Genomic DNA, 24,934 nt, shown 5'->3' with positions numbered 1-24,934 from the left:
GGATCGCCCGCCTGGGGACCCGGCGGGATCAGTACGTGCACAGGCGGACGGGAGCGTGGCCCGTGACGGATCAGGCGGTGGACTTCGGCGGCGCGGGCGGTGCGGACCGGTCCGGGGCGCGGCCCGGGCGCCGTCGGTTCTTCGGGCGGGTGCGCGAGCTCAAGGAACTGCGGGCCGACATCGCCCGCGCCGGGCTCGACACCCTCGCCGGGCGGCCCTCCCCGCGCGCCCGGGTCCTGCTGATCGCCGGGCGGCCCGGCAGCGGCCGCACGGCGCTCGCCGAGGAACTGGTCGGCGACCTCGCGCGCGGTTACCGCGACGGCGTCCTGCGGGCCCGGCTGACCGAGCCGGGCGGTGAACCGGTGCCCGTCGAGCGGGTCGCCCGCGGGCTGCTCGACCGGCTCGGCGTACCCGCGCCCGCCGGGGCGTGGGAGGACGAACTGACCGGGCTGCTGCGGGACACCTTCGCCGAACGCCGCGCCCTGCTCCTGCTGGACGACGCCGCGCACGCCGACCAGGTCGCCGCGCTGCTCCCCGACAACCCCGCGTGCCTCGTCGTGGCCGTCGCGCAGGGCCCGCTCACCGGCATCCCGGACGTACGGCCGTGCACGGTCGGCGGACTGGACGCCAAGTCCGCCATCGAACTGCTCGACAGCTTCACCGGCTCGGTACGGATCACCGTCGACCCGCAGGCCGCCGAGACGCTCACCGAGCTGTGCGGCGGCCAGCCCACCGCCCTCGTGCTGGCCGGCGGCTGGCTCGCCGCCCGCCCCATGTCGTCCGTCGCCGACCTCACCAAACGGCTCCGCTCCCTGGAGGACGAGCCCGACCGCCCCGTCGCGGACCGGCCGCTGGCCCGCGCCTTCCACCTGGCGTACGAGGCGCTCCCCGCGCCCGCCGCGCGGACGCTGCGCCTGCTCGCCCTGGCCCCGGTCGGCACGGCCGACGCCCACACCGCCTCCGCGCTGGCCGGCTGCTCGGTGTCCGCCGCCCGCTCCGCCCTGGAGAGCTTCGCCGCCTCCGGGTTCGTGCACGCGGCGGACGACGAACAGTACGAGGTGCCCGGCTGCCTCATGCCGCTGCTGCGGGAGCGGCTGGAGAGCGAGGACCGGCCGGCCGAGGTCCAGCTCGCCCGCGCGCGGATGCTGGAGCGGACCGTACGGCTGCTGCAGTCGTGCCGGGCGGTCACCGAGCCGGAGGGCTCGCCGGCGCGGCGCAAGCTGGCCGGGCTGCCCAGGGCGCTGCGCTTCGCCGGACCGGAGGCCGCCGCCGCATGGCTGCGCACCCGGCAGCCCGCACTGCTGGCCGCCGCCCGGGTCGCCGTCGCCGACGGGGACCTCGACACCCTGGCCCGCCGCCTGGTGGCCGCCCTCGTCCGGGCGCTCACCGCGCACCGGGGCGCCGAGGAGGCCGCACCGGAGCTGTACGGGCTGCACCAGCTGGTCCTGGACGTCGCCGAGCGTCGCGGGCTGCACCGCGAGCGGGCCGCCGCCCTGCTGAACCTCGCCGACCTGGACGCCCGCACCGGCCGTACGACCGAGGCGCTGGCCCGCTACCGGAAGGCCCTGGACGCCGGGCGGCTCGCGGGCGACCCGTACGCGATCAGCCGCGCGATGGAATCCGTAGGCGGTGCCCACCAGGAGCTGGGGGACTGGCAGCGGGCCGCCGACTGGTACGGCCGGGCCCTCTCGCAGCGCCTCGCCCGCGACGAGCGGGCCGACCAGGCGCGGCTGTACGGCCGGCTCGGTGCCGTGCACACCTACGAGGGCCGGTACGGCGAGGCGCTCAGGAATTGGCGGGCCGCCGCGGCCGGATACCGCCGCCTCGGCGATCTCGGGGGCCACGCGCGGGCGTTGAGCGAGGCGGCCCGGGTCCAGGAGTACGCGGGACGGCCGCAGGAGTGTCTGCGCACCTGCGAGGAGGCGGTCGAGTGGGCGCGCCGGGCCAAGGACGTGCGGCTTCTCGCGGCGCTCCAGCTGCGGCTGGCGGACACCCTCGACCGGCTCGGCGATCCCGCCGCCGCCCGGCTGCACCGGGCCGCGGCCGACCGGCTGCTGGGAACGGACAACTCCACCGCCGGATCTACCTGCGAAATCCGCAGTGCTTCAGCCAAAGATTAATGCTTTGCAAGGCTAGACAACGGTGGACCCTTCAATAGACTGGGTGAGCCGCGATTGACCGCGGTGTATCCCGGTGCGTCCTGTGTATCCGGGTATGTATTGCATTGCCCCCGTACCCCCAAAGCCAAGGACCGTGATCGACGTGAAGGTCGGCATCCCCCGCGAGGTCAAGAACAACGAGTTCCGGGTGGCCATCACCCCCGCCGGTGTGCACGAGCTCGTGCGCAACGGGCACCAGGTCTTCGTCGAGCAGAACGCCGGTGTCGGCTCCTCGATCACGGACGACGAGTACGTCGCCGCCGGCGCGCAGATCCTGCCCACCGCCGACGAGGTGTGGGCCACCGCCGACCTGCTGCTCAAGGTCAAGGAGCCCATCGCGGAGGAGTACCACCGCCTCCGCAAGGACCAGACCCTCTTCACCTACCTGCACCTCGCCGCCTCCCGCGAGTGCACGGACGCCCTGATCGAGTCCGGCACCACGGCCATCGCGTACGAGACGGTCGAGACCGCCAACCGCGCCCTGCCGCTGCTCGCCCCGATGTCCGAGGTCGCGGGCCGCCTCGCCCCGCAGGTCGGCGCCTACCACCTGATGCGCGCGGCCGGTGGCCGTGGCGTGCTGCCGGGCGGCGTCCCGGGCGTGATCCCGGCCAAGGCCGTCGTCATCGGCGGTGGCGTCTCCGGCTGGAACGCCACCCAGATCGCCGTGGGCATGGGCTTCGAGGTGACGCTGCTCGACCGTGACATCAACAAGCTGCGTGAGGCCGACAAGATCTTCGGTACGAAGGTCAAGGCCGTCATGTCCAACTCCTTCGAGCTGGAGAAGGCCGTCCTCGACGCCGACCTCGTCATCGGTGCCGTCCTCATCCCGGGCGCCAAGGCCCCGAAGCTGGTCACCAACGAGCTCGTCTCCCGGATGAAGCCGGGAAGTGTCCTTGTCGACATCGCGATCGACCAGGGCGGCTGCTTCGAGGACTCCCGTCCGACCACGCACGCCGAGCCGACCTTCAACGTCCACGAGTCGGTCTTCTACTGCGTCGCCAACATGCCCGGCGCGGTGCCCAACACCTCCACCTACGCGCTGACCAACGCCACGCTGCCCTACATCGTGTCGCTGGCCAACAATGGCTGGGTCGAGGCGCTGCGCCGCGACGCCGCGCTCGCCAGGGGCCTCAACACCCATGACGGCAAGGTCGTCTACAAGGAGGTCGCCGAGGCCCACGGCCTGGAGCACACCGAGCTGACCTCGCTCATCGGCTGACCCACGCCGACCCTCCGGCGGACCGTCAACGGTTGCCGTCAACCTCACACATCCGGCCGGACCTTCGCGACGAGGTCCGGCCGGACGTGTGTCCGCCGAGCTCCTGACCGTCGCTCAAGTCGTCTCGAACGTAACCCTTTAACCGTTTCGCACACCCGGGAAACGTGTCGAAGCATGGCCGTGCGCCCTTGACACGGGACTGTTTCTTTGCCGACACATCGGCCCGCGTCCGGGCGATTGTGTTGCTGCGGAGCGGTGACACGCCATAGAGTCGCAAACCGTCGGCATGGTGCCACGCTGACCTATCGATAAGTTTCCTGGTCACGTCCAAGGAGGTAAGACGACTTGTGAATGAGTCGACATTTACTCCTGGGGGTGGTCAGCCAGGAACGGTCGGCGATGCCGGCTCGGTCGCTGTCCGAACCTTCGCGGCCGGCCAGCAGCACAGGACGACAGCCCACACGATGAAGATGATGGACGGCCAACACGTGAACGCCATGGCCGGCAACGAGAGTGGCCGAGAGTCCACCCACTTCGCCGCCTACGACGAAGTCCCCGAGGGGCACTTCTACGACCCTGACGCCGAGTACGAGCCCGATCCGGAGTACGCGGCCACCCTCGCGCCCGACGCTGCCCGCCAGCGCCGGGAGCGGATCGGCCCCACCGGACGGCCCCTGCCGTACTTCCCGATCCCGGGACCGTTGACCGACCACGGCCCCGCGAAGATCATCGCGATGTGCAACCAGAAGGGCGGCGTGGGCAAGACGACGTCGACCATCAACCTGGGCGCCGCGCTCGCGGAGTACGGACGGCGGGTGCTGCTCGTCGACTTCGACCCGCAGGGAGCCCTGTCGGTCGGTCTCGGCGTGAACCCGATGGAGCTCGACCTCACCGTCTACAACCTGCTCATGGAGCGGGGCATGTCGGCGGACGAGGTCCTGCTGAAGACCGCCGTGCCCAACATGGACCTGCTGCCCAGCAATATCGATTTGTCAGCCGCTGAAGTGCAGTTGGTCAGCGAGGTCGCGCGCGAGTCCACGCTGCAGCGGGCGCTCAAGCCGCTGCTGAACGACTACGACTACATCGTGATCGACTGTCAGCCCTCGCTCGGTCTGCTGACCGTGAATGCGCTGACGGCCGCTCACAAGGTGATAGTGCCGCTGGAGTGCGAGTTCTTCGCACTGCGTGGCGTCGCGCTGCTCACCGAGACCATCGAGAAGGTCCAGGAGCGGCTGAACCCGGAGCTGGAGCTCGACGGCATCCTCGCCACGATGTACGACTCGCGCACGGTGCACAGCCGTGAGGTGCTCGCCCGTGTCGTCGAGGCCTTCGACGACCACGTGTACCACACGGTGATCGGCCGGACCGTGCGCTTCCCGGAGACCACGGTCGCGGGTGAGCCGATCACCACGTACGCCTCGAACTCGGTCGGTGCCGCCGCCTACCGTCAGCTCGCCAGGGAGGTGCTCGCCCGGTGTCACGCCGAGTGAGTCTGCCCGGTGCCGACGAGTTGTTCCGTACGACAGGGGGCATGGCGCTGCAGTCGTCCACCCCGCGACGGCAGAACGGCGAGCCGCGGGTGCCGGCGCCGGCGGGCGAGAGCGACCCGGCGGCGTCCGCCCCGGCGTCCGCGTCCGCCCCCGCACCGGCTCCCGAGGAGCACGCGGCCGCCGAGGCGGACGCCGCGGAGCCGCGCAGCCGCGAGGCGGAGCAGCCCTCGAAGACGGCCCCCGCCGCCGCTCCGGCCCGGCGCCGAGGCCGCTCGGCGAACCGGCGGCCCAGCGGACGCGAACGGCACGACGAGAAGATCACGGTGTACGTCTCCGCCGAGGAACTCATGGACCTGGAGCACGCGCGCCTGGTCCTGCGCGGCGAGCACGGCCTGGCCGTCGACCGCGGGCGCATCGTCCGTGAGGCGGTCGCCGTGGTGCTGGCCGATCTGGAGTCGCGGGGCGACGCGAGCATCCTCGTGCGGCGCCTGCGCGGGCGCTGACGGTAGCCTGCGCGGGCCGCCGCCCGTTCTCGCTTCGCCCCAGGACCAGGATGCCCCCGACCGACGCTCCCACCCCCCGCCGCCGCTCCCTCGGCCGCGGCCCGGGGGCCGCACGGCCGGAGGCCCCCCTTCCCCCGCCGGCCCCCGTCGCGGTGCCCGACCCGCCGCCTCCGCCACCCCTCGCGGACCCCGCCGCCCCGGGCGCCGCCCCCGAGCCGCCTGCGCCCGAGCCGCCCGAGCCGGAGCCGAAGCCCGAGCCGCCTGCGGCGGAGCCCGAGCCCGCCCCGGACGGGTCCGACGAGCCCGCCCCAGGCGCGTCCGACGAGCCCGTCCCGGCACCGCCGGACGCGCCGCCCGGCGAGGCCGACGGGCGGTTCACCGTCCGGCTGGCGAACTTCGAGGGGCCGTTCGACCTGCTTCTGCAGCTGATCTCCAAGCACAAGCTGGACGTCACCGAGGTCGCCCTGTCCAAGGTCACCGACGAGTTCATGGCGCACATCCGCGCCATGGGGCCGGACTGGGACCTCGACCAGACCACCGAGTTCCTGGTGGTCGCGGCGACACTGCTCGATCTCAAGGCCGCCCGGCTGCTGCCCGCCGCCGAGGTGGAGGACGAGGCGGACCTGGCGCTGCTGGAGGCGCGGGACCTGCTGTTCGCGCGGCTGCTCCAGTACCGCGCCTACAAGCGGGTCGCCGACATCTTCAGCGAGCGGCTGGAGAGCGAGGGGCGGCGCTACCCCCGCACGGTGGGCCTGGAGCCGCACCATGCCGAACTGCTGCCCGACGTCGTCATCAGCATCGGTGCCGAGGGGTTCGCCAAGCTGGCCGTCAAGGCCATGCAGCCCAAGGCCAAGCCGCAGGTGTACGTGGAGCACATCCACGCCCCGCTGGTCAGCGTCCGCGAACAGGCCGAGGTGGTCGTGTCCCGGCTGAGGGAACGCGGCGAGGTGAGTTTCCGGGAGCTGGCCGAGGGTGCCCCGGACACCCTCACCGTCGTCGCCCGGTTCCTCGCCCTTCTGGAGCTGTACCGCGAGAAGGCCGTCGCCCTCGACCAGGACGAGGCCCTGGGGGAGCTCACCGTGAGGTGGACGGGCGGGGAGAGCGTCGCCGTGACGGACGAGTTCGACCAGGAGGATGCGTGATGGAGCTGAAGCCGGCCCTGGAGGCCGTTCTCATGGTCGTCGACGAGCCGGCCACCGAGGAGCACCTCGCCAAGGTGCTGGACCGTCCCCGCCGGGAGGTCGCCGACGCGCTGCGGGAGCTGGCCGACGAGTACGACGTACAGCGCCGGGGGTTCGAGCTGCGGCTGGTCGCCGGGGGGTGGCGGTTCTACACGCGGGCCGAGTACGCGGAGGCCGTCGAGAGCTTCGTCCTCGACGGGCAGCAGGCCCGGCTCACCCAGGCCGCGCTGGAGACCCTGGCGGTCGTCGCGTACCGCCAGCCGGTGAGCCGGTCGAGGGTCTCGGCGGTGCGCGGGGTGAACTGCGACGGGGTCATGCGCACCCTTCTCCAGAGGGGTCTGGTGGAGGAGGCGGGCGCGGAACCCGAAACAGGTGCGATCCTGTACAGGACGACGAACTACTTCCTGGAGCGGATGGGCCTTCGCGGCCTGGACGAGCTCCCCGAGCTCGCGCCCTTCCTCCCCGAGGCGGACGCGATCGAGGCCGAGACGCAGGAAGGTGTCCCGTCGTTCGATCCGGACGCTCCGGATTCCGAGCACGCAGACGACAAGACGGAACTTTGATGCGAAGCAGCAGCGGCAGGAACAGCAGCGGAAACAACGGCGGGAGCCGTGGTGGCAACAGCGGCGGCCGCGGCAGCAGCGGCGGCCGTGGCAATTACCGGGGTGCCGGTAACAGCCGCGACGACCGCCAGGGCCCCAAGGGCGGGAGCAACCCGCGCCGCCCCCGCCCCGAGGAGCGCAGCTACGACGTGGGCGCCCCCGGTGAGGGCGGCCCCAAGCGCGGGCGTGGCGCGGCGGCCCGGGGCGGTGCCAAGGGCGGCCCCCGCCAGTCCCCCCAGCGCGGTGGCGGCCGCACGATGCCGGCGCGTCCGCGTGAGCTGGACGCCCGGATCGAGGAGCGCAACCGCGAGCGGTACGCGAACAAGCCCGAGATCAAGACGCCCAAGACGTTCGGCGACCAGGAGGGTGAGCGCCTGCAGAAGGTGCTCGCGCGGGCCGGCGTGGGGTCGCGGAGGGCGTGCGAGGAGCTGATCGACGCCGGCCGGGTCGAGGTCAACGGCAAGATCGTCATCGAGCAGGGCACGCGCGTCGACCCGGAGAACGACGAGATCAAGGTCGACGGCCTGACCGTGGCCACCCAGTCGTACCTCTTCTTCGCCCTGAACAAGCCCGCCGGTGTCGTCTCCACCATGGAGGACCCCGACGGCCGCCAGTGCCTGGGCGACTACGTCACCAACAGGGAGACCCGGCTCTTCCACGTCGGGCGGCTCGACACCGAGACCGAGGGCATCATCCTGCTCACCAACCACGGTGAGCTGGCCCACCGCCTCACGCACCCGAAGTACGGCGTGAAGAAGACCTATCTGGCGGCCATCACGGGCCCGCTCCCGCGCGAGGTGGGCAAGCGGCTCAAGGAGGGCATCCAGCTGGAGGACGGCTACGCCCGCGCCGACCACTTCCGGGTGGTGGAGCAGACCGGCAAGAACTACCTGGTCGAGGTGCAGCTCCACGAGGGCCGCAAGCACATCGTGCGCCGCATGCTCGCCGAGGCCGGCTTCCCGGTCGAGAAGCTGGTGCGGACCGCGTTCGGTCCGATCCAGCTCGGTGACCAGAAGTCGGGCTGGCTGCGCCGCCTGACGAACACCGAGGTCGGCATGCTGATGAAGGAAGTCGGCCTGTAGTAGCCCATACCCGTACGAAAGCCCGTGGCCTGCCAAAAGGCCGCGGGCTTTCGTGCTTGTGGGGCACCCCTGGGCGCCTTTATAGTCAAGGTGACTCTTAAGGGGGCGGTGTGCGAACCACCGAGAACGTCTTCATCACCTCCGCCGCGTACGGCCGGTGGACCTGGACCCACGGGGGTGGCTCAGGCTCCGGCGCCGTCGCGGCGGGGGTGGTGAAGGCCCGCACGACGAGCGGGACGGAGGGACCGGCATGACCGCCGCCCGGCGGCCCGAGGGCTACGACCCGTACGCCTTCGAGCCCTTCGCCGTCACCGTCGACCTCGCCGTCTTCACCGTGCGGGACGAACGGCTCCAGGTGCTCCTGGTCGAGCGGGGCCAGGAGCCCTACCAGGGCTGCTGGGCCCTGCCCGGCGGCTTCGTCCTGCCCCGGGAGTCCGCCGGACAGGCCGCCCGCCGCGAGCTCGCCGAGGAGACCGGGCTGTCCGACGCCACCGTCGCCCACCTCCACCTGGAGCAGCTGCGCACCTACAGCGACCCCGACCGCGACCCCAGGATGCGGGTCGTGTCGGTCGCCTACACCGCCCTCGTCCCGGACCTGCCCGAGCCGCGGGGCGGCGGGGACGCCGCGCACGCCCAGTGGCTGCCGTACGGCTCGTACGGGCCCCTCGCCTTCGACCACGACACGATCCTCGCCGACGCGCACGAGCGCGTGGGCGCCAAGCTCGAGTACACCTGCCTGGCCACCGCCTTCTGCCCGCCCGAGTTCACCCTCGGCGAGCTGCGCCAGGTGTACGAGACGGTGTGGGGCGTCGAGCTCGACCGCCCCAACTTCCGGCGCAAGGTCCTCACCACGCCCGGCTTCGTCCAGGCCGTGGAGGGACCGCCGCGCCTGACCGGCGGACGGGGGAAACCGGCCGCTCTGTACCGGGCGGGCCAGGCCACGGCCCTGCACCCGCCACTGCTGCGACCGGAAGGACGGCAGGAATGATCACGTCCAGGACCATCACCAAGCAGGCGGCCACCGGCTCGCTCATCGGGCTCGCGCTCGGTGACGCGCTGGGCTTCCCCACCGAGTTCAACGACGTCCCGTCCATCCTGGCCAAGTGCGGCCCCTGGCGGGAGATGACCCTGCCGAAGCCCGCGATCGTCACCGACGACACCCAGATGACCCTCGCGGTCGCCCGTGCCGTACGGACGGCGCTCGCGCGCGGCGCGCTCGCCCCGCTGAGCCTGACCCGCCCGCTGCGCGACGAGTTCGTCGACTGGTACCACTCGCCGGAGAACAACCGCGCCCCCGGCCGCACCTGCCTGGTCGCCTGCCAGAAGCTGGAAGGCGACCGGCCCTGGCAGCAGGCCAGCCAGATCGGCTCCAAGGGCTGCGGCGCCAACATGCGGGTCGCCCCCATCGGGCTCGTCCCGGGGCTCAGCCAGGAGCAGCGGGCCGGCGCCGCCCAGCTCCAGGCCGCCCTCACCCACGGCCACCCCACCGCACTGGCCGCCTCCGACCTCACCGCCCGGGCGGTGCACCTGCTGTCGCAGGGCGCCGAGCCGCTCGGCCTGGTCGGGCAACTGCGTTCGTACGCGTACGAGAACCGCTCCCGCTACCACCAGCAGTGGCTCGGCGACCTGTGGACGTACTCCCACGACGCCACGCCCCAGGCGTACATCCAGCGAGGGTGGGACGAGTGCGCCGACGCCCTGAGCACCCTGGACGCCGCGCTGCGCACGGCCGACCCGGAGACCGACCCGTGCCTGCTCACCGGCGAGGGCTGGATCGCCGAGGAGGCCCTCACCAGTGCCTTGCTCTGCTTCCTCCTCTTCCCCGAGGAGCCCGTCACGGCCATCCGCCGGGCCGCCTGCACCAAGGGCGACTCCGACTCCATCGCCTGCCTGGCGGGCGCCTTCGCCGGAGCCCATCTGGGCGCCGGAGCGTGGCCGAAGGAGTGGGCGGACCGGATCGAATACGGCAGTGAGCTGCTGACGCTGGGGGCGCTCTGGGACGCTTAGGCCATGACCGAACTCCTGGAGCTTCCCGACCTGGCCTCCGTCGTCGCCGAGCAGCCCGACCACCTGTTGTTCGCCACCGTCTCCGGCGCGCACCTGTACGGCTTCCCGTCCCGCGACTCGGACGTGGACGTGCGTGGAGTGCACCTGCTGCCGGTGGACTCGCTGATCGGGCTGCGCGAGCCCGAGGAGACCAGGTCGAGGATGTGGGAGCGCGACGGGGTCGAGATGGACCTGGTCACCCACGACCTGCGCAAGTTCGTCCGCCTGATGCTCCGGCGCAACGGATACGTACTGGAACAGCTGTTGTCCCCGTTGGTCGCCCACACCACCGACGCACACGCGGAGCTGGCCGGCCTGGCGCCCGGTGTGCTCACGACCCACCACGCCCACCACTACCGTGGGTTCGCCGCCACCCAGTGGCGGCTCTTCGAGAAGAGCGGGGAGCTCAAGCCGCTGCTCTACACCTTCCGGGCGCTCCTCACCGGCATCCACCTGATGCGTACGGGAGAAGTGGTGGCCCACCTGCCGACCCTCCTCGGGTCGGTGCCGGCGCCGGAGTACGTGGCCGGACTCATCGCGGCCAAGGCGGATGCCGAGCACGGCCCGGCCACCAGCGTGGACACCGAGCGGGTCCGGGCCGACGTCGAGGCGCTGCACACCGTCCTCGACGAGGCACGGGCGTCGTCCGTGCTACCGGACGCCGCCGCCCCCGCCACGTACGACGCCCTCCACGACTTCGTCGTCCGGACCCGCCTGGAGGGCTGACGCCCGGCGCGTACGGAACAGGAAGTCCGCGACCGCCCGCCGGTCCGGCTCCGGCGGGAGCGGGGAGCCCGCGACCGCCTCGTCGGCCTCGTCGGCGAGGCGGCCCATCCACGACTCGACCTCCGGCCAGGGCACCTCGCCGCGCTTGACCGCCAGCAGCCGCTCGCGTTCATCGCCCACGTCGATCTGCAGCTCGCCCGTGCGCAGCAGGTCGCGACAGGTCGCCAGCAGCCGCAGCAGGTGCATGGCGTGCTTCCAGCGGGGAGCGCCGTACTGGCGGATGTCCGCGTCGAGCTTCTTGCGCTGCCCGCTCGCGTACCGGACGAACGTCCGGTGTGCCTCGCGGGAGAGGAACGCGGAGCGCAGCGCCAGCAGTTCGCGGCCGGTGGCGTCGACGCGCTCGACGAGCGGCGAGTGCAGGCACTCCAGGATGTTGGGGTTGGCGCGCAGGGCCAGCTCGCAGAACCGCTCCAGCTCCCAGCTGAACTGTTCGTCCGCCGGGCCCTCTATGTGCGTGGGGGGCTTGTCGAAACGCCACTGGAGCGGGGTGGGGGCCAGGAACACACCACGGCGGTCGGTGTCGCTGCCGTCCGTGGCCAGCCCGAAGGCGCGCGAGCCCATGACACAGGAGTAGATCGTGTGGTCGCGCACCAGTTCGTCGGGGGTCAGCATGCGCCAGACCCTATGCCAGTCGGATGCTGTCCCCCTCCACGATGATCTGCTCGGCCGGCAGCGGCCGGGTCGCCGGGCCCCGCGCCACCGAGCCGTCCGCGACACGGAACCGGCTGCCGTGACAGGCACAGTTGATGGTGCCGTCCTCCACCGTGGCGACGATGCAGGCCTGATGGGTGCAGACCGCGGAGAAGGCCTTGAACTCGCCGTCCTGCGGCTGGGTCACCACGACCTTCCGGTCCTTGAAGATCCGGCCTCCGCCGGAGGGGATGTCGGTCGTCCGGGCAAGCTCGTCGTCCGGTGGCTCCGCCGTCGGGCGGGGGCTGGGGCTGGCGGGAGGCGTGGGGGTCGTGGGGGCGGCGGTCGCCGCCGGGGCGTCGCCTCCGTCGTCACCGCAGCCGGCCGCGAACACGACGGTGGCGGTGGCGGCGGCCCTGAGGACGGTACGGCGGGGGGTGGGGGCTGGACTCATGCGCAGCATCCTGGCCCCCCGGGCGGCCCGTACGAAGCACCCGCGCGGGCGCTTACGCCCAGGGGGCGAGCCCCGTGACACGGCCGGCCCCATCGCGGCGGATCTCCCGCACGTCCACGACGGCGGCGCGGTCGACCGGACCGTGCACATGCGGGAAGAGACGGCCCTCCGCGCCCTCCCAGCGGACCTCCGCCGTCAGCAGCGCCTCATCGAGCGCCAGCAACAGCAGCGGACCCGGCACGTCCCGGTAATGGGCGTCGGCGATGGCCAGCGCCGTCCCCTCGTCGGCCGAGCAGTGCACGAAACCCTCGGAGGCGAGGGAGGCGGGGCGGTACGGATGCCCGGGAGCGGCCGACCACTCCGGCTCCGGTACGACGTGAAGCAGCATGGACACAGTTCTACCCGCCGTCTGCATGCCGGACGGATCCGGCGCGGTTCCCCGGGCTGACTAGGCTGAACGACAGCACTCGCGTCGAGCGGCAACAGGTGAAGGAGCGGGACGTGGCGGTACGAGCGGTCCGAGGGGCCGTCCAGCTGGAGCGGGACGACGCCGGACACATGCGGGACCAGGTGGGCGAGCTGCTCACCGCCGTACTGGAGCGCAACGGCCTGGCTTCCGACGACCTCATCAGCATCTGGTTCACCGCCACTCCCGACCTTCACAGCGACTTCCCCGCCGCGGCGGCGCGCGAGCTGGGCATCGTGGACGTACCGCTGATCTGTGCGCAGGAACTGGACATCGCCGGCGCGATGCCCCGGGTCGTGCGCCTGCTCGCCCACGTCGAGACCGACCTCCCCAAGTCCGCAGTCGCGCACGTCTACCTCGGCGCCGCGGCCGCCCTCCGCAAGGACATCGCCCAGTGAGAACCGCCGTCGTCATCGGAACCGGGCTGATCGGCACCTCGGCCGCCCTCGCGCTGACCGGGCGCGGTGTCACCGTCCACCTCGTCGACCACGACCCGGACCGGGCCCGCACCGCCGCCGCGCGCGGGGCCGGCACCGAAGAGCCGCCCGAGGGCCCCGTCGACCTCGCGATCGTCGCCGTACCGCCGGCGTACGTCGCCGCCACCCTCGCCGACGCCATGCGCGGCGGGATCGCCCGCGGCTACCTCGACGTGGCCAGCGTCAAGGGCGGCCCCAAGCGGGAGCTGGAGGCGATGGGCCTCGACCTGTCCTCGTACATCGGTACGCACCCGATGTCCGGCAAGGAACGCTCCGGTCCGCTGGCCGCGACGGGCGACCTGTTCGAGGGCCGCCCGTGGGTGCTGACCCCGACCCGGGACACGGACACCGAGGTGCTCAACCTCGCTCTGGAGCTGGTCGCGCTGTGCCGGGCGGTGCCGGTCGTCATGGACGCCGACGCCCACGACCGGGCCGTCGCGCTCGTCTCGCACACCCCGCAGCTGGTGTCGTCGATGGTCGCCGCGCGGCTGGCGGAGGCGGACGAGACGGCGGTACGGCTCTGTGGACAGGGCATCCGCGACGTCACCCGCATCGCGGCCTCCGACCCGCGCATGTGGGTCGAGATCCTGTCGGCCAACCCCGGCCCGGTCGCGGACGTCCTCGCCGGGGTGGCCGCCGACCTCGACGAGACCGTCCAGGCCCTGCGGTCCCTCCAGTCCGCCGACGAGGAAAAGCGCCGCGACGGCGCCACCGGCGTGGAGGACGTGCTGCGCCGCGGCAACGCCGGACGCGCCCGCGTCCCCGGCAAGCACGGCGGCGGCCCGGTCGCCTACGAGACGGTCGCCGTCCTCCTCAGCGACCAGCCGGGCGAGCTCGCCCGGATCTTCGCGGACGCGGGCCGCGCGGGCGTCAACATCGAGGACGTCCGCATCGAACACGCCACCGGCCAGCAGGCGGGCCTCATCCAGCTCATGGTGGAGCCCGCCTCCGCCCCGGTGCTGGCGACGGCACTGCGCGAGCGGGGCTGGGCGCTGCGGCAGTAAGGGCGCCGGGGGCCGGCGGGGCGGCCGGGTGAGGGGGGTAGCCCGAATGGGTGCAAGGGGTGGCGGCAGCAGTCGGTAACCTTGTGCAGGGCCCCTCGGCAACCGGCCGGCCCTCTCCCGCGTATCAGGAAGGTGTCCGACACCGTGGAATCCGTGATCGTCGCCATCGACGGCCCCTCCGGCACGGGCAAGTCGAGCACCTCCAAGGCGGTCGCCGCCAAGCTGGGGCTCAGCTACCTGGACACCGGCGCGCAGTACCGGGCGATCACCTGGTGGATGATCACCAACGGTGTGGACGTCGACGACGCCGACGCCGTCGCCTCCGCCGCGGGCAAGCCCGTCATCGTCTCGGGCACCGACCCGTCCCACCCGACGATCACCGTCGACGGCATGGACGCCTCCGGCCCCATCCGTACGCAGGACGTCACCTCCAAGGTCAGCGCCGTCAGCGCGGTGCCCGAGGTGCGCGCCCTGATCACCGACCTCCAGCGGTCCATCGCCGCCAGTGCCGAGCAGGGCATCGTCGTCGAGGGGCGGGACATCGGGACGACCGTCCTGCCCGACGCCGACCTCAAGATCTTCCTCACCGCGTCCCCCGAGGCCCGCGCCGCCCGCCGCTCCGGCGAGCTCAAGGGCGCCGACGTCCACGCCACCCGCGAGGCGCTGATCAAGCGCGACGCGGCCGACTCCAGCCGCAAGACGTCACCGCTCGCCAAGGCGGACGACGCCGTCGAGGTCGACACCACCGACCTCACCCTCCAGCAGGTCGTCGAGTGCGTCGTCACGCTCGTCGAGGAGAAGCGGGCCGCCAAGTGACCCCACCCTCCCAGAAGGGCGCCGCGGTCGGCCGGGGCATCGGCATCGGGCTGATGTACGGGCTGTGGAAGCCACGCGTCCTCGGCGCCTGGCGGGTCCCCGCCTCCGGGCCGGTGATCTTCGCCGTCAACCACGCGCACAACCTCGACGGCCCCATGCTGATGGGGACCGCGCCCCGGCCCGTGCACTTCCTGATCAAGAAGGAGGCCTTCAAGGGGCCTCTCGGGCCGTTCCTGGAAGGCATCGGCCAGGTCAAGGTGGACCGCGGCACACCCGACCGCACCGCCATCACCGGGGCCCTGGACGTCCTGGCGGGCGGCGGTGTCCTCGGCATCTTCCCCGAGGGCACCCGCGGCGTGGGCGACTTCGCCTCGCTGCGCGCGGGCCTCGCGTACTTCGCCCTCCGCAGCGGCGCCCCGATCGTCCCGGTCGCCGTCCTGGGAAGCACCGACCGCCGCGGACGGTTGATAAAGGCGCTGCCCCCGCTGCGCAGCCGCGTGGACGTCGTCTTCGGCGACGCCTTCCAGGCGGGGGACGGCTCCGGACGCCGCACCCGCAAGGCGCTGGACGACGCCACCGTACGCATCCAGGAGCGGCTCACCGCCCACCTGGAAAACGCCAGGCGCCTCACCGGGCGCTGAGCGAGACTGAGTCTTGAGTAGCGGATCACTCGATCCCGCCGATGACGATGATGAACGAGGAACGGACTTCATGAACGACCAGCACGACCACGGGGCACTCGGCGACACCGAGTACACGGAGTTCATGGAGCTCGCCGCCGAAGAGGGCTTCGACATCGAGGACGTCGAAGGCGCCATCGAGGAGGCCGGGCACGGCCCGCTCCCCGTCCTCGCCGTCGTCGGCCGGCCGAACGTCGGCAAGTCGACCCTGGTGAACCGCATCATCGGCCGGCGTGAGGCCGTCGTCGAGGACAAGCCCGGCGTCACCCGCGACCGCGTCACCTACGAGGCGGAGTGGGCCGGCCGCCGCTTCAAGGTCGTCGACACCGGCGGCTGGGAGCAGGACGTCCTCGGCATCGACGCGTCAGTCGCCGCCCAGGCCGAGTTCGCCATCGAGGCCGCCGACGCGGTCGTCTTCGTCGTTGACGCCACCGTCGGCGCCACCGACACCGACGAGGCCGTCGTCAAGCTGCTGCGTCGCGCGGGGAAGCCCGTCGTGCTGGCCGCCAACAAGGTCGACGGCCCCTCCGGCGAGGCCGACGCCTCCATGCTCTGGTCCCTGGGCCTGGGAGAGCCGTTCCCCGTCTCGGCCCTGCACGGCCGCGGCACCGGCGACCTCCTCGACGAGGTCCTCAAGGCCCTTCCCGAGGCCCCCGAGCAGTCCTTCGGCACCGCCGTCGGCGGCCCGCGCCGCATCGCCCTCATCGGCCGCCCGAACGTCGGCAAGTCCTCCCTGCTCAACAAGATCGCCGGCGAGGAGCGGGTGGTCGTCAACGAGATGGCCGGCACCACCCGCGACCCGGTCGACGAGCTCATCGAGCTCGGCGGGACCACCTGGAAGTTCGTCGACACCGCCGGCATCCGCAAGAAGGTGCATCTCCAGGAGGGCGCGGACTACTACGCCTCGCTGCGCACCGCCGCCGCCGTGGAGAAGGCGGAGGTGGCCGTCGTCCTGATCGACACGACGGACTCCATCTCCGTCCAGGACCAGCGGATCATCACCATGGCCGTCGAGGCGGGTCGCGCCCTCGTCATCGCCTACAACAAGTGGGACGAGCTCGACGAGGAGCGCCGCTACTACCTGGAGCGCGAGATCGAGACCGAGATGCAGCAGGTGGCCTGGGCCCCGCGCGTCAACGTCTCCGCCCTCACCGGCCGCCACATGGACCGGCTCGTCCCGGCGATCGAGACGGCGCTGGCCGGCTGGGAGACGCGTGTCCCGACCGGGCGGCTGAACGCCTTCCTCGGTGAGTTGGTCGCGGCCCACCCGCACCCCATCCGGGGCGGCAAGCAGCCGCGCATCCTGTTCGGTACGCAGGCGGGAACCAAGCCGCCGCGGTTCGTACTGTTCGCCTCGGGCTTCCTGGAGCACGGCTACCGGCGGTTCGTCGAGCGCCGGCTGCGCGAGGAGTTCGGTTTCGAAGGCACCCCGATCCACATCTCCGTGCGGGTGCGCGAGAAGCGCGGCCGCAAGAAGTGACGCGCCCGCCCGGCGCATGACGACGGCGGGGCCGGAGCGAATCCCACGCTCCGGCCCCGCCGTCGTCCGTTCACAAACCTCTGCGAGGCGCCGGTGGCAGTGCCGCCGGCACGTGGTGCTGCCCGGTGGCCCGCCGCATCGCGACCGGCTGCCAGTTTCCCGTATAGCCGCTGCTCTGCTGCGTCTGATACGAACCCGTGCCGCCCGACCCGAACGTACCGAACCCCCGGAAGTCGAGGTCCTCCTCGCCGCTGCGGTCGCCGGGCAGGGTCCTGAACGACCTCAGGTATTCGGAGTACAACGCGTCGTAGATCGGCGTGGCCGACGGGGCGGACAGTCCGTCCTGCGTGGAACGCATGGCGGGAATCTGCTGGTACGGCTGGCGGGAAGGCTCGTATGCGTGCACGTATGAGCCAACGACCTCACCGCCCTTCGGATGCGGGCCCGGGTCGGAAAACGGCGGTCGCGGAGCGGGCGGCGCAAACGCGGGCCGTGCGGCGGGGCGCGCGGCGGGGCGGGCGGCCGGGTCCTCCGCGGCCCGGCCCTCCGTGGCCCTGGTGTGCATCAGGTGCCGGCCAGCGGCATCGCCGCCGCCACCAGCCGGCCGTTCGCCGCCGCCTTCTCCAGCGCGTCTCGCAGCAGGTCCTCGCGCGGCTGCTGGCCGATGGAACCGACCGGGGCCGCGAAGACCAGCACCGTGTGCGACTTGTTCGCCGCCGCCCGCCAGCCCTCGGTCACCTGGAGCGGCTGGTGGGCCTGCCACCAGGCGACGGGGCTGCCACCGCCCGTGCCCGGCTGGAGGATGGCGTGGAGCTGGCCCATGGCGAGCAGCACCGACCAGCCGGCGATCGGGCTCGGCCGGTGATTCACGTCCCCGACCGGCAGGAAGCCCTGCTCGATCAGCAGCGGCAGGAACTCGTCGCCACCGCCGATCGAACCGGGACGGGCGATGGGCGCGGTCGGCTCGACGACGAGCGCCGGGTGCAGCTCGTTGTCGATCAGTACGAGACCGCTGGTGACGCCCAGGACGGCCTGGTCACCGGCGGCCGTGGGCACCGAGGGCGCCGCGGCGGCCCCCTGCGCCTCCGCGCCGGTGATGGACCGGACGGCACCCTGGAGCTGCTCCTCGGCGACCTTGACGACCTGGGAGGGGATGCAGGTGGCGTGGGCGAAGGCGAGGACGGCGGTCTCCTCGCCCACGAACAGGACGGTGCTGGTGCGCTCCTGCTCGGAGTCGCCCGGGGTGCGGCAGGAGGTGCAGTCGTAGCTGCCGGGGGCGTTCTCACCGGCGAGCAGCCGGTCGGCTTCCTCGTCGCCGATCTCGGCGCGTACGTCCTCGCTGACGTCGAGCATGCGGGGCAAGGGTGGCTCCTCGGACTCAATGCGTGCGATGCCGGGCGGATCCCGGCTCGTCTCATGAAGAGTTCAACGGGTGATCTGCGGCCGGAGTCACGGGTTGACTCCCGCCTCGGCGCGTCGGCCGACCGGGTGGGTCTCGCCGCCGCCCCGCGCGGCGGCGGCGGGAAGCGGCACGACGCCGCCTAGCGTGGGCCGATGCCGAAGATCCGCTTGTGGCCGGCCGTGCTGCCCGCCGTGCTGCTGTCCGTTGCCGGGACGACGGGCGCGGGCGCGGCGCCCGACGTGCGCGGCGCCCACCCGCCCCCGCCCGCCCCCGGCCCCCGGGCCCAGCCCGTGGCCGCCGCCGGCTGCGCCGACGACCAGTGGCCGTGGGGCTGCGTCGCGGAGTGCGAGAGCGGCCGCCGCTGGAACCTGAACACCGGCAACGGCTACTACGGCGGCCTGCAATTCGCACAGTCCACCTGGGAGACGTACGGCGGCCTCGCCCACGCCCGCCGCGCCGACCTGGCGACCCGGGCCCAGCAGATCTCGGTCGCCGAGGAGGTGCTGCGCTGGCACGGCTGGAATGCCTGGCCCACCTGCTCCAAGAAGTACGGACTGTCCGGCCGCGCCCACACCGTCCAGCCGCGCGACACCCTGACCTCCGTGGCGCGGCGGTTCAAAGTGCCGGGCGGCTGGAAGGCGCTGTACAAGGCCAACGGGAAGGTCGTGGGGACCGACCCGAACCGGATCCGGCCGGGGATGCTGCTCGGCCTCCCCGGGCTCAAGCCCGCCCCGAAGGCGGCCGTCCCGCCTCCCGCGGCCGGGAAGTGAACTCGGCCAGCTCGCCGCTGAAGGACAGGGTGCCGCGCCGCAGTTCGTGAGCCAGGGTCCCGCGCGGGAGGCCGGCCGGCGGGCGCTGCTCGGCCACCACGACCGCCGCGCCCCGTGCGCACAGCCCGCCCAGCAGGCGGTAGGTGCGGGCCGCGACGCCGGGCGACATGCCGAGGGCGGGCTCGTCGACGAGGACGACACGCGCGGGTGTGAGCAGGGCGCGGGAGAGCGCGAGCATCCGCTGCTCGCCCCCGGAGAGCGTCCCGGCACGACGGGGGAGGAGCGGGCGGAGCTCGGGATACGCGTCGAGGGCGGGCGCGAGGTCCCCGTCCCGGGCGGTCAGCCCGAGGTTCTCGGCGACCGTCAGCGTGGCGTACACGGCACGGCGGTCCGGTACGAAGCACAGGCCGCGGCGCGCCCGGTGGTGGGCGTGCAGCCGCGTCACGTCGGCACCCCGCCACAGCACACGTCCGGCGCTGAGCGGCACCGTACCGGCGAGGGCGCGCAGCACGGTCGTACGCCCGGAGCCGTTGCGGCCGAGCAGCACGGTCACGGTGGCGGGCGGGACCGGCACGTCGACGCCGTGCAGGGCCTCCAGGGGGCCGTAGCGGACGCGGGCGGCGCGCAGCGCGATCTCGACGCTCATGACACGATCCGCCCCGCCTCCATGACGTGGACGGTGTGCGCGATGCCCGCGACCAGGTCGAGGTCGTGCTCGACGACGAGCACGGCCGTCCCGTCCGCGGCGAGCGCCGTGAGCACACGTGCGAGGGCGGCGGTCTCGTCCGCGTCCAGCCCGGCGGCGGGTTCGTCGAGCAGCAGTGTGTGCGGCCGCCCCGCAAGGGCGCGGGCCACCTCGACGCGCCGCAGCGCGCCCGTCGACAGCCCGGCGGCGGGCAGGTGGCGGACGCCGGTCAGGCCGAGGAGGCGCAGGGCCCGCCCGACGGCGTACGGATCGTCGCGTACACGGCCCTGCTCGCTGCCGATGCGTACGTTCTCCTCGACCGTCAGGGACGGGAACACGGCCAGCTCCTGGAACGTCCGGGCGATCCCGAGCCGGGTGCGGGCGTGCGCGGGGCGTGCGGTGATGTCGGTCCGGTCCAGGCTGACCCGGCCGGACGTGGGGCGGGTGGTGCCGGCCAGGCAGTGGAACAGGCTGCTCTTGCCGGCGCCGTTGGGTCCGACGAGGGCGGTGACCCTGCCGGGTTCCACGAGGAGGTCGACGCGGTCCAGGGCGGTGAACCCCGCGTAGCGGAGCGTGAGGCGGTGGGCCTCCAGGCCGCGGGCGGGGGCGGGGGCCGGCGTTGGGGCGGGGCGCGGCGCGGGTGCGGCCCCGGGCCGGTGGGGGTGCGCCCGGCGGCCGGCCGGGCCGGTGCGCCCGCTCGCTTCACCCGTGCGGGTGGGGAGGCCGGGTGCAGGCCTTCCCGTGGGTGCCGGTGCGCCGTCGGCGGGTACGGGCGGGCGGGTCTCACGCGCGCGTGCCGGGCGGCGCGGGCGGGGCGCGGCGGTGCGCGGCCGTGGGCGTGCCGCGTCGGGGACGCGGGACCGCGCCGGCAGCAGTGACGTCAGCGGCGGGACGCGGGCCGTGAACGCGGCCAGGAGGCCGATCACCGCGGCCGCCGCGCCGCCGCGGGCGCCCGCGTCGAGGCCGACCAGAAGGGCCGCGGCGGCCAGCGGGGACAGCAGGCTGTCGGCGCCCAGGACCAGGACCGCGGCGAACCACAGCAGGCCGCGCACCGGGTCGAACGCCGCCGGGTCGAACGCCTGGACGCCCATGCCCATCAGGCCGCCGCCCACCGCCGCCAGGGCCGCGCCCGCCACGAAGGCGAGCAGCTTCAGGGCCGGGACCGGCACGCCCGCCGCCTCAGCGCCCGCCTCGTGGTCGCGCAGGGCCGCCAGCGCCCTGCCCGTGCGGCCCCTGCGCAGGGCCGCGACCAGCAGGAGGGCGCACGCCAGGACGACGAGCTCCACGGCGTAGTAGGCCCGGTCCGACACCAGCCCGGCCGGGCGGGAGACCGACAGGCCCGCCGTGGCGTAGGGCTGTGCGAAGACGAACCGGCTCACCGCCACCCCCACCGCGAGGGTCGCCAGCGCCAGGGCCAGGCCGTGGCGGCGGATCGCGGGCCAGCCGGTGAGGAGGCCGAGCGGGGCGACCAGCACGGCGGCGGCCAGGAGCGCCACCAGTTCCGGCAGCCGGGGCAGGCCCGGGAAACGGCCCGCCGCCAGCAGCGCCGTGAACAGGGCGCCCAGGCCCGCGTACGCCGCCTGGCCCAAGGAGATCTGGCCGCCCCGGCCGGTGACCACGACCAGGGACAACAGGACGACGGCGAGCGCGGGTACCTGGACCGCCGTCTGGAGATCGCTCCCGGCGAAACCGAGCGGCAGCAGGAACAGCACGCCCGTCGCCACCCACAGCCCGGCCGGGACGCGCGCCCCCGCCGTCGAGGTACGCGGCAGGGCGTCCCGCGCGCCCACGCCCGGCAGCGCCAGCGCGGTGACCAGCAGGGCGACGACGAACAGGTTCGTGGCGACCGCCTGGACCAGCGGTCCGGCCCAGCCCTCCGGGTGGAAGCGGGTCAGCTGCGCCTGGGCGACCCCGATGGCCAGAGCCGTCCCCACCGCGACCGGCAGGCTCCGCATCCGGGCCGCCACCGCCACCGCGATCACCTCGACGACCAGCAGCGGGAGCCCGTACGGGTCCAGCCGTACGTACGGCGCCAGCAGCACGCCGGTCAGCCCCGCCGTGAACGCCCCGAAGGCCCAGCCCGCCGCCGACACCCGGTCCGCGTCGATCCCGCCCAGCACCGCCAGCTCCCGGTTGTCCACCACCGCCCGCAGCTCACGCCCCAGCCGGGTCCACCGGGTCACCGTCCCCACCGTGCCGCCCACCAGCAGCACCACGGCCAGTTGCAGCCACGGGTCGTCGCCCAGCAGCACCGGCGCGTCCGCCCGGGCCCCGCCGCCCCACACCAGCGCCGCGCCCCCGACGAGCAGCACGAACACGCCGATCGATGCCACCAGCGTCCGCGCCGGGTCCAGGTCGAGCACCGCGGCCGGCCGGAACACCGCCCGGTCCAGCACCAGCCCGATGCCGGGAGCCACCACCAGCAGCGTCAGGCAGGCGGCGAGCGGAAGCGGCCAGCCCCACTCGACCACCAGGTGGCGCAGGACGTAGGCGCAGACCATGGCGATCGCGCCGTGCGCGAGGTTCAGCACGCCCGTCGCGCGGTACGTGACGATCAGTCCGATGCCGGTCAGGGCGGCGGCGCTGCCCACCGCGAGCCCGGCCAGGACGAGTTCGTACGTCAGCGACGACACCGGGGCGTCAGCTCCCGGGCTCGCACACCGGGCACGGCTCCAGCGCCTCCGCGCCGACCGGCACCGCGTCCGCCTTGCCCGCCACCAGCGGACAGTCCGGGCGGTGCGCAAGCGTGCCGCCCGGCACCCGCACGGGCGGCGCGTCGGACGAGGGCCGGTCCACCACCGAGGCGGGCTCCTGCGGCCCGTGCTCCGGGGGGCGCCGCAGCGGCACCCCCGACAGCAGGACCGCCCCCGCGACCATCAGCGCCGCGCCCGGCACGGTGCACGAAGCCAGGTACGGGATCTGCCGTTCCGCGAAGCGCTCGCCGGACACCCCGTACCAGCCCAGCACACACAGCACCGCGCCGGTGGCGGCGGCCACGATCCCGCCCCACCACAGCATCCGCGATGTCGGCATCCCGAATCCTCCGGCTGGCGATGTGCGTCGATTCCTTGCACTATGCCCAGGAAGGCCCAATAAGGCACAGACCCCGGAACCCGGCGGTGAGCCAGATGGTCCACAAGTCTCTTCGCGAGCATCCCCGCACGGCGGCACTGGCGGCGGCCGCGATCCTCGTCGTCGTACCGGCCGCCGCGGGCTGCGGCGACGACAACGGCGGCGGATCGCAGACGTCCCCGAGCCCGACCGCCCCCACGGCGCAGAATCAGCCCTCCGACCCGGCCGCGGCCCGGCAGGAGGTCGAGAAGAACTGGGTGGCCTTCTTCGACCCCAAGACACCGGTCGAGGAGAAGACCAGGCTGCTGGAGAACGGCGAACAGATGCGGCCCGTGCTCCAGGCGTTCTCCGGCAGCCCGCAGGCCGCGCAGGCCTCCGCGACGGTCAAGAACGTGACGTTCACCTCGCCCACCCAGGCCGACGTCACCTACGACTTGCTGGTCGGCGGCCAGCCGGCCCTGCCGGACACCAGGGGCACGTCCGTGCACCAGGACGACATCTGGAAGGTGTCCGCGAAGACGCTGTGCGCGCTGGTCAAGCTCAGCCCCAATGCGTCTCCCGTGCCGGGCTGCTGAGTCCCTCCTGCTCGCGGCGCTCCTCCTACTGAGCGCCGCCTGCGGCAGCCGCCTCCCGGAGAGCGACTTCACGTCGCGGCGCCCCGCCCCGACGACCGGCGGCGGGGAGCCGATCCGGATCGGCATCATCACCGGTGCCACCAGTCCCGTCGGCGGCGGCGCCCTCACCGGCCCGCGCGACGGGGCGCTGGCGTACTTCGCCGTCCTCAACGCCCGCGGTGGCATCGACGGCCGCAGGATCGAGACCATCACCTGCGACGACGGCGGCAGCGGCATCGGCAACAACGAGTGCGTGCACGAGCTCGTCGACGACAAGCGCGTCTTCGCGCTGGTCGCCACCACGGCCCTCGACTACGCCGGCGCCGCGCGCGTGTCCCGGGCGGGCGTCCCCGACATCGGCGGCCAGCCGCTCGGCCCCGCGTACGACACGTACCCCCACCTGTACGGCATCTACGGCAGCTCCGCCCCGCGCACCGGGGACGAGCCCGGCTGGAACGGCGTCCTCACCGGCGGCACCGAGGTCTACCGCTGGTTCAAGCGGGAGCTCGGAGCCCGTACGGCGGCCGTCGTCGCCTACAACCAGGCGGCGTCCGCCGCGTACGCCCGGCTGGTCACCGACGGCCTGAAGGCTGAGGGCTACCGGGTCGTCACCGAACAGGTCGACTTCGCCCTCCCCAACTACCGGGCCGTCGCCGCCGACCTCCGCCAGCAGGGCGTCGACCTCGTCTTCGACGCCCTCGACACGCACGGCAACGCCCAGTTGTGCGCGGCGATGGACGACGTCGGAGCGACTGTCACCGCCAAGGTCACCAACGTCCAGAACTGGAACCAGGCCGTCCCGCGCGACTTCGAGGACGCCCCGCGCTGCCGCAACGCCCTGTGGGTGACCGGCGCCAGCCGCAACCACGACGAGAAGGCCCATCCCGCCGTACGGGAGTTCCGTGACGCGATGGAGGCGCACATGAAGGACAAGCCGCTCTCCCAGTGGGCGCTGGAGGGCTGGGCGGCCGCCATGTGGTTCACGGACGCCGCCACGTCCTGCGCCACGACCGGCCTCACGCGCGCGTGTGTCGAACGGTTCGTCAACCGCGGCGAGCCGTACACCGCCCGGGGGCTGCTCCTGCCCGTCCGCTTCGAGCGGCTCCCCGAACCACCGAAGACCCGTCACACCTGCCTGTCGGTCGCCCGCTGGCAGGACGGCCGGGGCTGGGTCACCCAGGGAGGTGACATGGACCGCAACTGCGCCACCGTCCCCCAGCTCCCCTACCGGCCCTGACCGCCCTGGCCGGGAAAAGCCAAGTACAGTCCACTTCTGACGACCATCCAGAGACCATCGGACGACACCACCGGAACGTC

The 24,934-nt window shown here is 73.3% G+C and carries 28 protein-coding genes; 20 read left to right on the top strand and 8 right to left on the bottom strand.

Features of this window, described 5'->3' with window-relative positions; all coding sequences use genetic code 11:
• Positions 1–62 precede the first annotated feature (62 nt).
• The 11 genes from ACZ6C1_RS25375 (at position 63) to ACZ6C1_RS25325 (ending at position 11,008) form a co-directional block, all read left to right on the top strand.
• Entirely contained in the window at positions 63–2,120 is a 2,058-nt protein-coding gene (locus ACZ6C1_RS25375) for a tetratricopeptide repeat protein (protein ID WP_469243461.1), read from the top strand.
• A gap of 142 nt (positions 2,121–2,262) precedes the next feature.
• The gene (gene ald / locus ACZ6C1_RS25370; protein WP_469243517.1) at positions 2,263–3,378 is read left to right on the top strand and encodes an alanine dehydrogenase; all 1,116 of its coding nucleotides are present in this window, start codon (positions 2,263–2,265) and stop codon (positions 3,376–3,378) included.
• A gap of 464 nt (positions 3,379–3,842) precedes the next feature.
• Entirely contained in the window at positions 3,843–4,868 is a 1,026-nt protein-coding gene (locus ACZ6C1_RS25365; RefSeq protein WP_064072041.1) for a ParA family protein, read from the top strand.
• Positions 4,865–5,371: a hypothetical protein gene (locus ACZ6C1_RS25360; RefSeq protein WP_469243515.1), complete on the top strand. Its 507-nt coding sequence runs from the start codon at positions 4,865–4,867 to the stop codon at positions 5,369–5,371. The genes ACZ6C1_RS25365 and ACZ6C1_RS25360 overlap by 4 nt, the downstream gene beginning before the upstream one ends.
• Before the next feature lie 50 nt (positions 5,372–5,421).
• Positions 5,422–6,513, top strand: a complete 1,092-nt coding sequence (locus tag ACZ6C1_RS25355; RefSeq protein WP_469243459.1) for a segregation and condensation protein A — start codon at positions 5,422–5,424, stop codon at positions 6,511–6,513.
• The gene (gene scpB, locus ACZ6C1_RS25350) at positions 6,513–7,115 is read left to right on the top strand and encodes an SMC-Scp complex subunit ScpB (protein WP_469243457.1); all 603 of its coding nucleotides are present in this window, start codon (positions 6,513–6,515) and stop codon (positions 7,113–7,115) included. Before ACZ6C1_RS25355 ends, scpB begins: the two co-directional genes overlap by 1 nt.
• Positions 7,115–8,236, top strand: coding sequence for a pseudouridine synthase (locus ACZ6C1_RS25345; protein ID WP_064072045.1), 1,122 nt, complete (start codon positions 7,115–7,117; stop codon positions 8,234–8,236). Before scpB ends, ACZ6C1_RS25345 begins: the two co-directional genes overlap by 1 nt.
• Positions 8,237–8,346: 110 nt before the next feature.
• Entirely contained in the window at positions 8,347–8,490 is a 144-nt protein-coding gene (locus ACZ6C1_RS25340; RefSeq protein WP_469243455.1) for a hypothetical protein, read from the top strand.
• Positions 8,487–9,224, top strand: a complete 738-nt coding sequence (locus ACZ6C1_RS25335; RefSeq protein ID WP_469243453.1) for an NUDIX hydrolase — start codon at positions 8,487–8,489, stop codon at positions 9,222–9,224. Before ACZ6C1_RS25340 ends, ACZ6C1_RS25335 begins: the two co-directional genes overlap by 4 nt.
• Positions 9,221–10,243: an ADP-ribosylglycohydrolase family protein gene (locus tag ACZ6C1_RS25330; RefSeq protein ID WP_469243451.1), complete on the top strand. Its 1,023-nt coding sequence runs from the start codon at positions 9,221–9,223 to the stop codon at positions 10,241–10,243. Before ACZ6C1_RS25335 ends, ACZ6C1_RS25330 begins: the two co-directional genes overlap by 4 nt.
• Before the next feature lie 3 nt (positions 10,244–10,246).
• Complete coding sequence (locus ACZ6C1_RS25325; RefSeq protein ID WP_469243447.1) at positions 10,247–11,008, top strand: nucleotidyltransferase domain-containing protein; 762 nt, start codon at positions 10,247–10,249, stop codon at positions 11,006–11,008.
• Here the strand turns inward: ACZ6C1_RS25325 and ACZ6C1_RS25320 are convergent.
• The 3 genes from ACZ6C1_RS25320 to ACZ6C1_RS25310 are packed head-to-tail and all read right to left on the bottom strand — an operon-like array spanning position 10,934 to position 12,540.
• Positions 10,934–11,680 (bottom strand): nucleotidyltransferase domain-containing protein, encoded by a 747-nt coding sequence (locus tag ACZ6C1_RS25320; protein ID WP_469243445.1) that lies wholly within the window; start codon positions 11,678–11,680, stop codon positions 10,934–10,936. The two genes, ACZ6C1_RS25325 and ACZ6C1_RS25320, sit on opposite strands and share 75 nt — an antisense overlap.
• Positions 11,681–11,690: 10 nt before the next feature.
• On the bottom strand, positions 11,691–12,152 hold the full coding sequence (locus ACZ6C1_RS25315; protein ID WP_469243444.1) for a Rieske (2Fe-2S) protein: 462 nt from the start codon (positions 12,150–12,152) through the stop codon (positions 11,691–11,693).
• 52 nt (positions 12,153–12,204) lie between these two features.
• The gene (locus ACZ6C1_RS25310) at positions 12,205–12,540 is read right to left on the bottom strand and encodes a DUF952 domain-containing protein (protein ID WP_469243443.1); all 336 of its coding nucleotides are present in this window, start codon (positions 12,538–12,540) and stop codon (positions 12,205–12,207) included.
• 113 nt (positions 12,541–12,653) lie between these two features.
• On the opposite strand from ACZ6C1_RS25310, the gene aroH reads away from it, so the two are divergent.
• The 5 genes from aroH (at position 12,654) to der (ending at position 17,074) form a co-directional block, all read left to right on the top strand.
• Positions 12,654–13,016: a chorismate mutase gene (aroH, locus tag ACZ6C1_RS25305; protein WP_469243442.1), complete on the top strand. Its 363-nt coding sequence runs from the start codon at positions 12,654–12,656 to the stop codon at positions 13,014–13,016.
• The gene (locus tag ACZ6C1_RS25300) at positions 13,013–14,098 is read left to right on the top strand and encodes a prephenate dehydrogenase (protein ID WP_469243441.1); all 1,086 of its coding nucleotides are present in this window, start codon (positions 13,013–13,015) and stop codon (positions 14,096–14,098) included. Before aroH ends, ACZ6C1_RS25300 begins: the two co-directional genes overlap by 4 nt.
• Before the next feature lie 153 nt (positions 14,099–14,251).
• The gene (gene cmk / locus ACZ6C1_RS25295) at positions 14,252–14,914 is read left to right on the top strand and encodes a (d)CMP kinase (protein WP_469243513.1); all 663 of its coding nucleotides are present in this window, start codon (positions 14,252–14,254) and stop codon (positions 14,912–14,914) included.
• On the top strand, positions 14,911–15,555 hold the full coding sequence (locus ACZ6C1_RS25290; protein ID WP_469243440.1) for a lysophospholipid acyltransferase family protein: 645 nt from the start codon (positions 14,911–14,913) through the stop codon (positions 15,553–15,555). Before cmk ends, ACZ6C1_RS25290 begins: the two co-directional genes overlap by 4 nt.
• A 70-nt stretch (positions 15,556–15,625) precedes the next feature.
• Positions 15,626–17,074 carry a ribosome biogenesis GTPase Der gene (gene der / locus ACZ6C1_RS25285; RefSeq protein WP_469243439.1) on the top strand — a complete coding sequence of 483 codons (1,449 nt, stop codon included), beginning with the start codon at positions 15,626–15,628 and terminating at the stop codon, positions 17,072–17,074.
• A 70-nt stretch (positions 17,075–17,144) separates the two neighbouring features.
• Here der and ACZ6C1_RS25280 read toward each other — a convergent pair whose 3' ends face one another.
• Both ACZ6C1_RS25280 and ACZ6C1_RS25275 read right to left on the bottom strand, forming a co-directional pair.
• Positions 17,145–17,432, bottom strand: coding sequence for a hypothetical protein (locus ACZ6C1_RS25280; protein WP_469243438.1), 288 nt, complete (start codon positions 17,430–17,432; stop codon positions 17,145–17,147).
• Positions 17,433–17,638: 206 nt separating this feature from the next.
• Positions 17,639–18,436 (bottom strand): hypothetical protein, encoded by a 798-nt coding sequence (locus tag ACZ6C1_RS25275; protein ID WP_469243436.1) that lies wholly within the window; start codon positions 18,434–18,436, stop codon positions 17,639–17,641.
• A gap of 54 nt (positions 18,437–18,490) precedes the next feature.
• On the opposite strand from ACZ6C1_RS25275, the gene ACZ6C1_RS25270 reads away from it, so the two are divergent.
• Positions 18,491–18,619, top strand: a complete 129-nt coding sequence (locus tag ACZ6C1_RS25270) for a hypothetical protein (protein WP_469243435.1) — start codon at positions 18,491–18,493, stop codon at positions 18,617–18,619.
• Positions 18,620–18,628: 9 nt separating this feature from the next.
• Complete coding sequence (locus tag ACZ6C1_RS25265; RefSeq protein ID WP_469243433.1) at positions 18,629–19,246, top strand: LysM peptidoglycan-binding domain-containing protein; 618 nt, start codon at positions 18,629–18,631, stop codon at positions 19,244–19,246.
• Here ACZ6C1_RS25265 and ACZ6C1_RS25260 read toward each other — a convergent pair.
• From ACZ6C1_RS25260 to ACZ6C1_RS25250, 3 genes are read right to left on the bottom strand one after another with little or no spacing between them, the layout of a single operon-like run.
• Positions 19,197–19,892, bottom strand: coding sequence for an ABC transporter ATP-binding protein (locus ACZ6C1_RS25260; protein WP_469243431.1), 696 nt, complete (start codon positions 19,890–19,892; stop codon positions 19,197–19,199). The genes ACZ6C1_RS25265 and ACZ6C1_RS25260 overlap by 50 nt on opposite strands.
• Positions 19,889–22,564 carry an ABC transporter permease subunit gene (locus ACZ6C1_RS25255; RefSeq protein ID WP_469243429.1) on the bottom strand — a complete coding sequence of 892 codons (2,676 nt, stop codon included), beginning with the start codon at positions 22,562–22,564 and terminating at the stop codon, positions 19,889–19,891. Before ACZ6C1_RS25255 ends, ACZ6C1_RS25260 begins: the two co-directional genes overlap by 4 nt.
• Before the next feature lie 7 nt (positions 22,565–22,571).
• On the bottom strand, positions 22,572–22,964 hold the full coding sequence (locus ACZ6C1_RS25250) for a hypothetical protein (RefSeq protein ID WP_469243427.1): 393 nt from the start codon (positions 22,962–22,964) through the stop codon (positions 22,572–22,574).
• A gap of 95 nt (positions 22,965–23,059) precedes the next feature.
• On the opposite strand from ACZ6C1_RS25250, the gene ACZ6C1_RS25245 reads away from it, so the two are divergent.
• Positions 23,060–23,578, top strand: coding sequence for an MTB12 C-terminal domain-containing protein (locus ACZ6C1_RS25245; protein ID WP_469243511.1), 519 nt, complete (start codon positions 23,060–23,062; stop codon positions 23,576–23,578).
• Positions 23,553–24,854, top strand: coding sequence for an ABC transporter substrate-binding protein (locus ACZ6C1_RS25240; protein WP_469243425.1), 1,302 nt, complete (start codon positions 23,553–23,555; stop codon positions 24,852–24,854). The genes ACZ6C1_RS25245 and ACZ6C1_RS25240 overlap by 26 nt, the downstream gene beginning before the upstream one ends.
• Positions 24,855–24,934 lie beyond the last annotated feature (80 nt).

The organism is Streptomyces sp. NPDC041796 (genome assembly GCF_055590785.1).
This window is presented reverse-complemented; position numbering and strand designations above follow the sequence as displayed.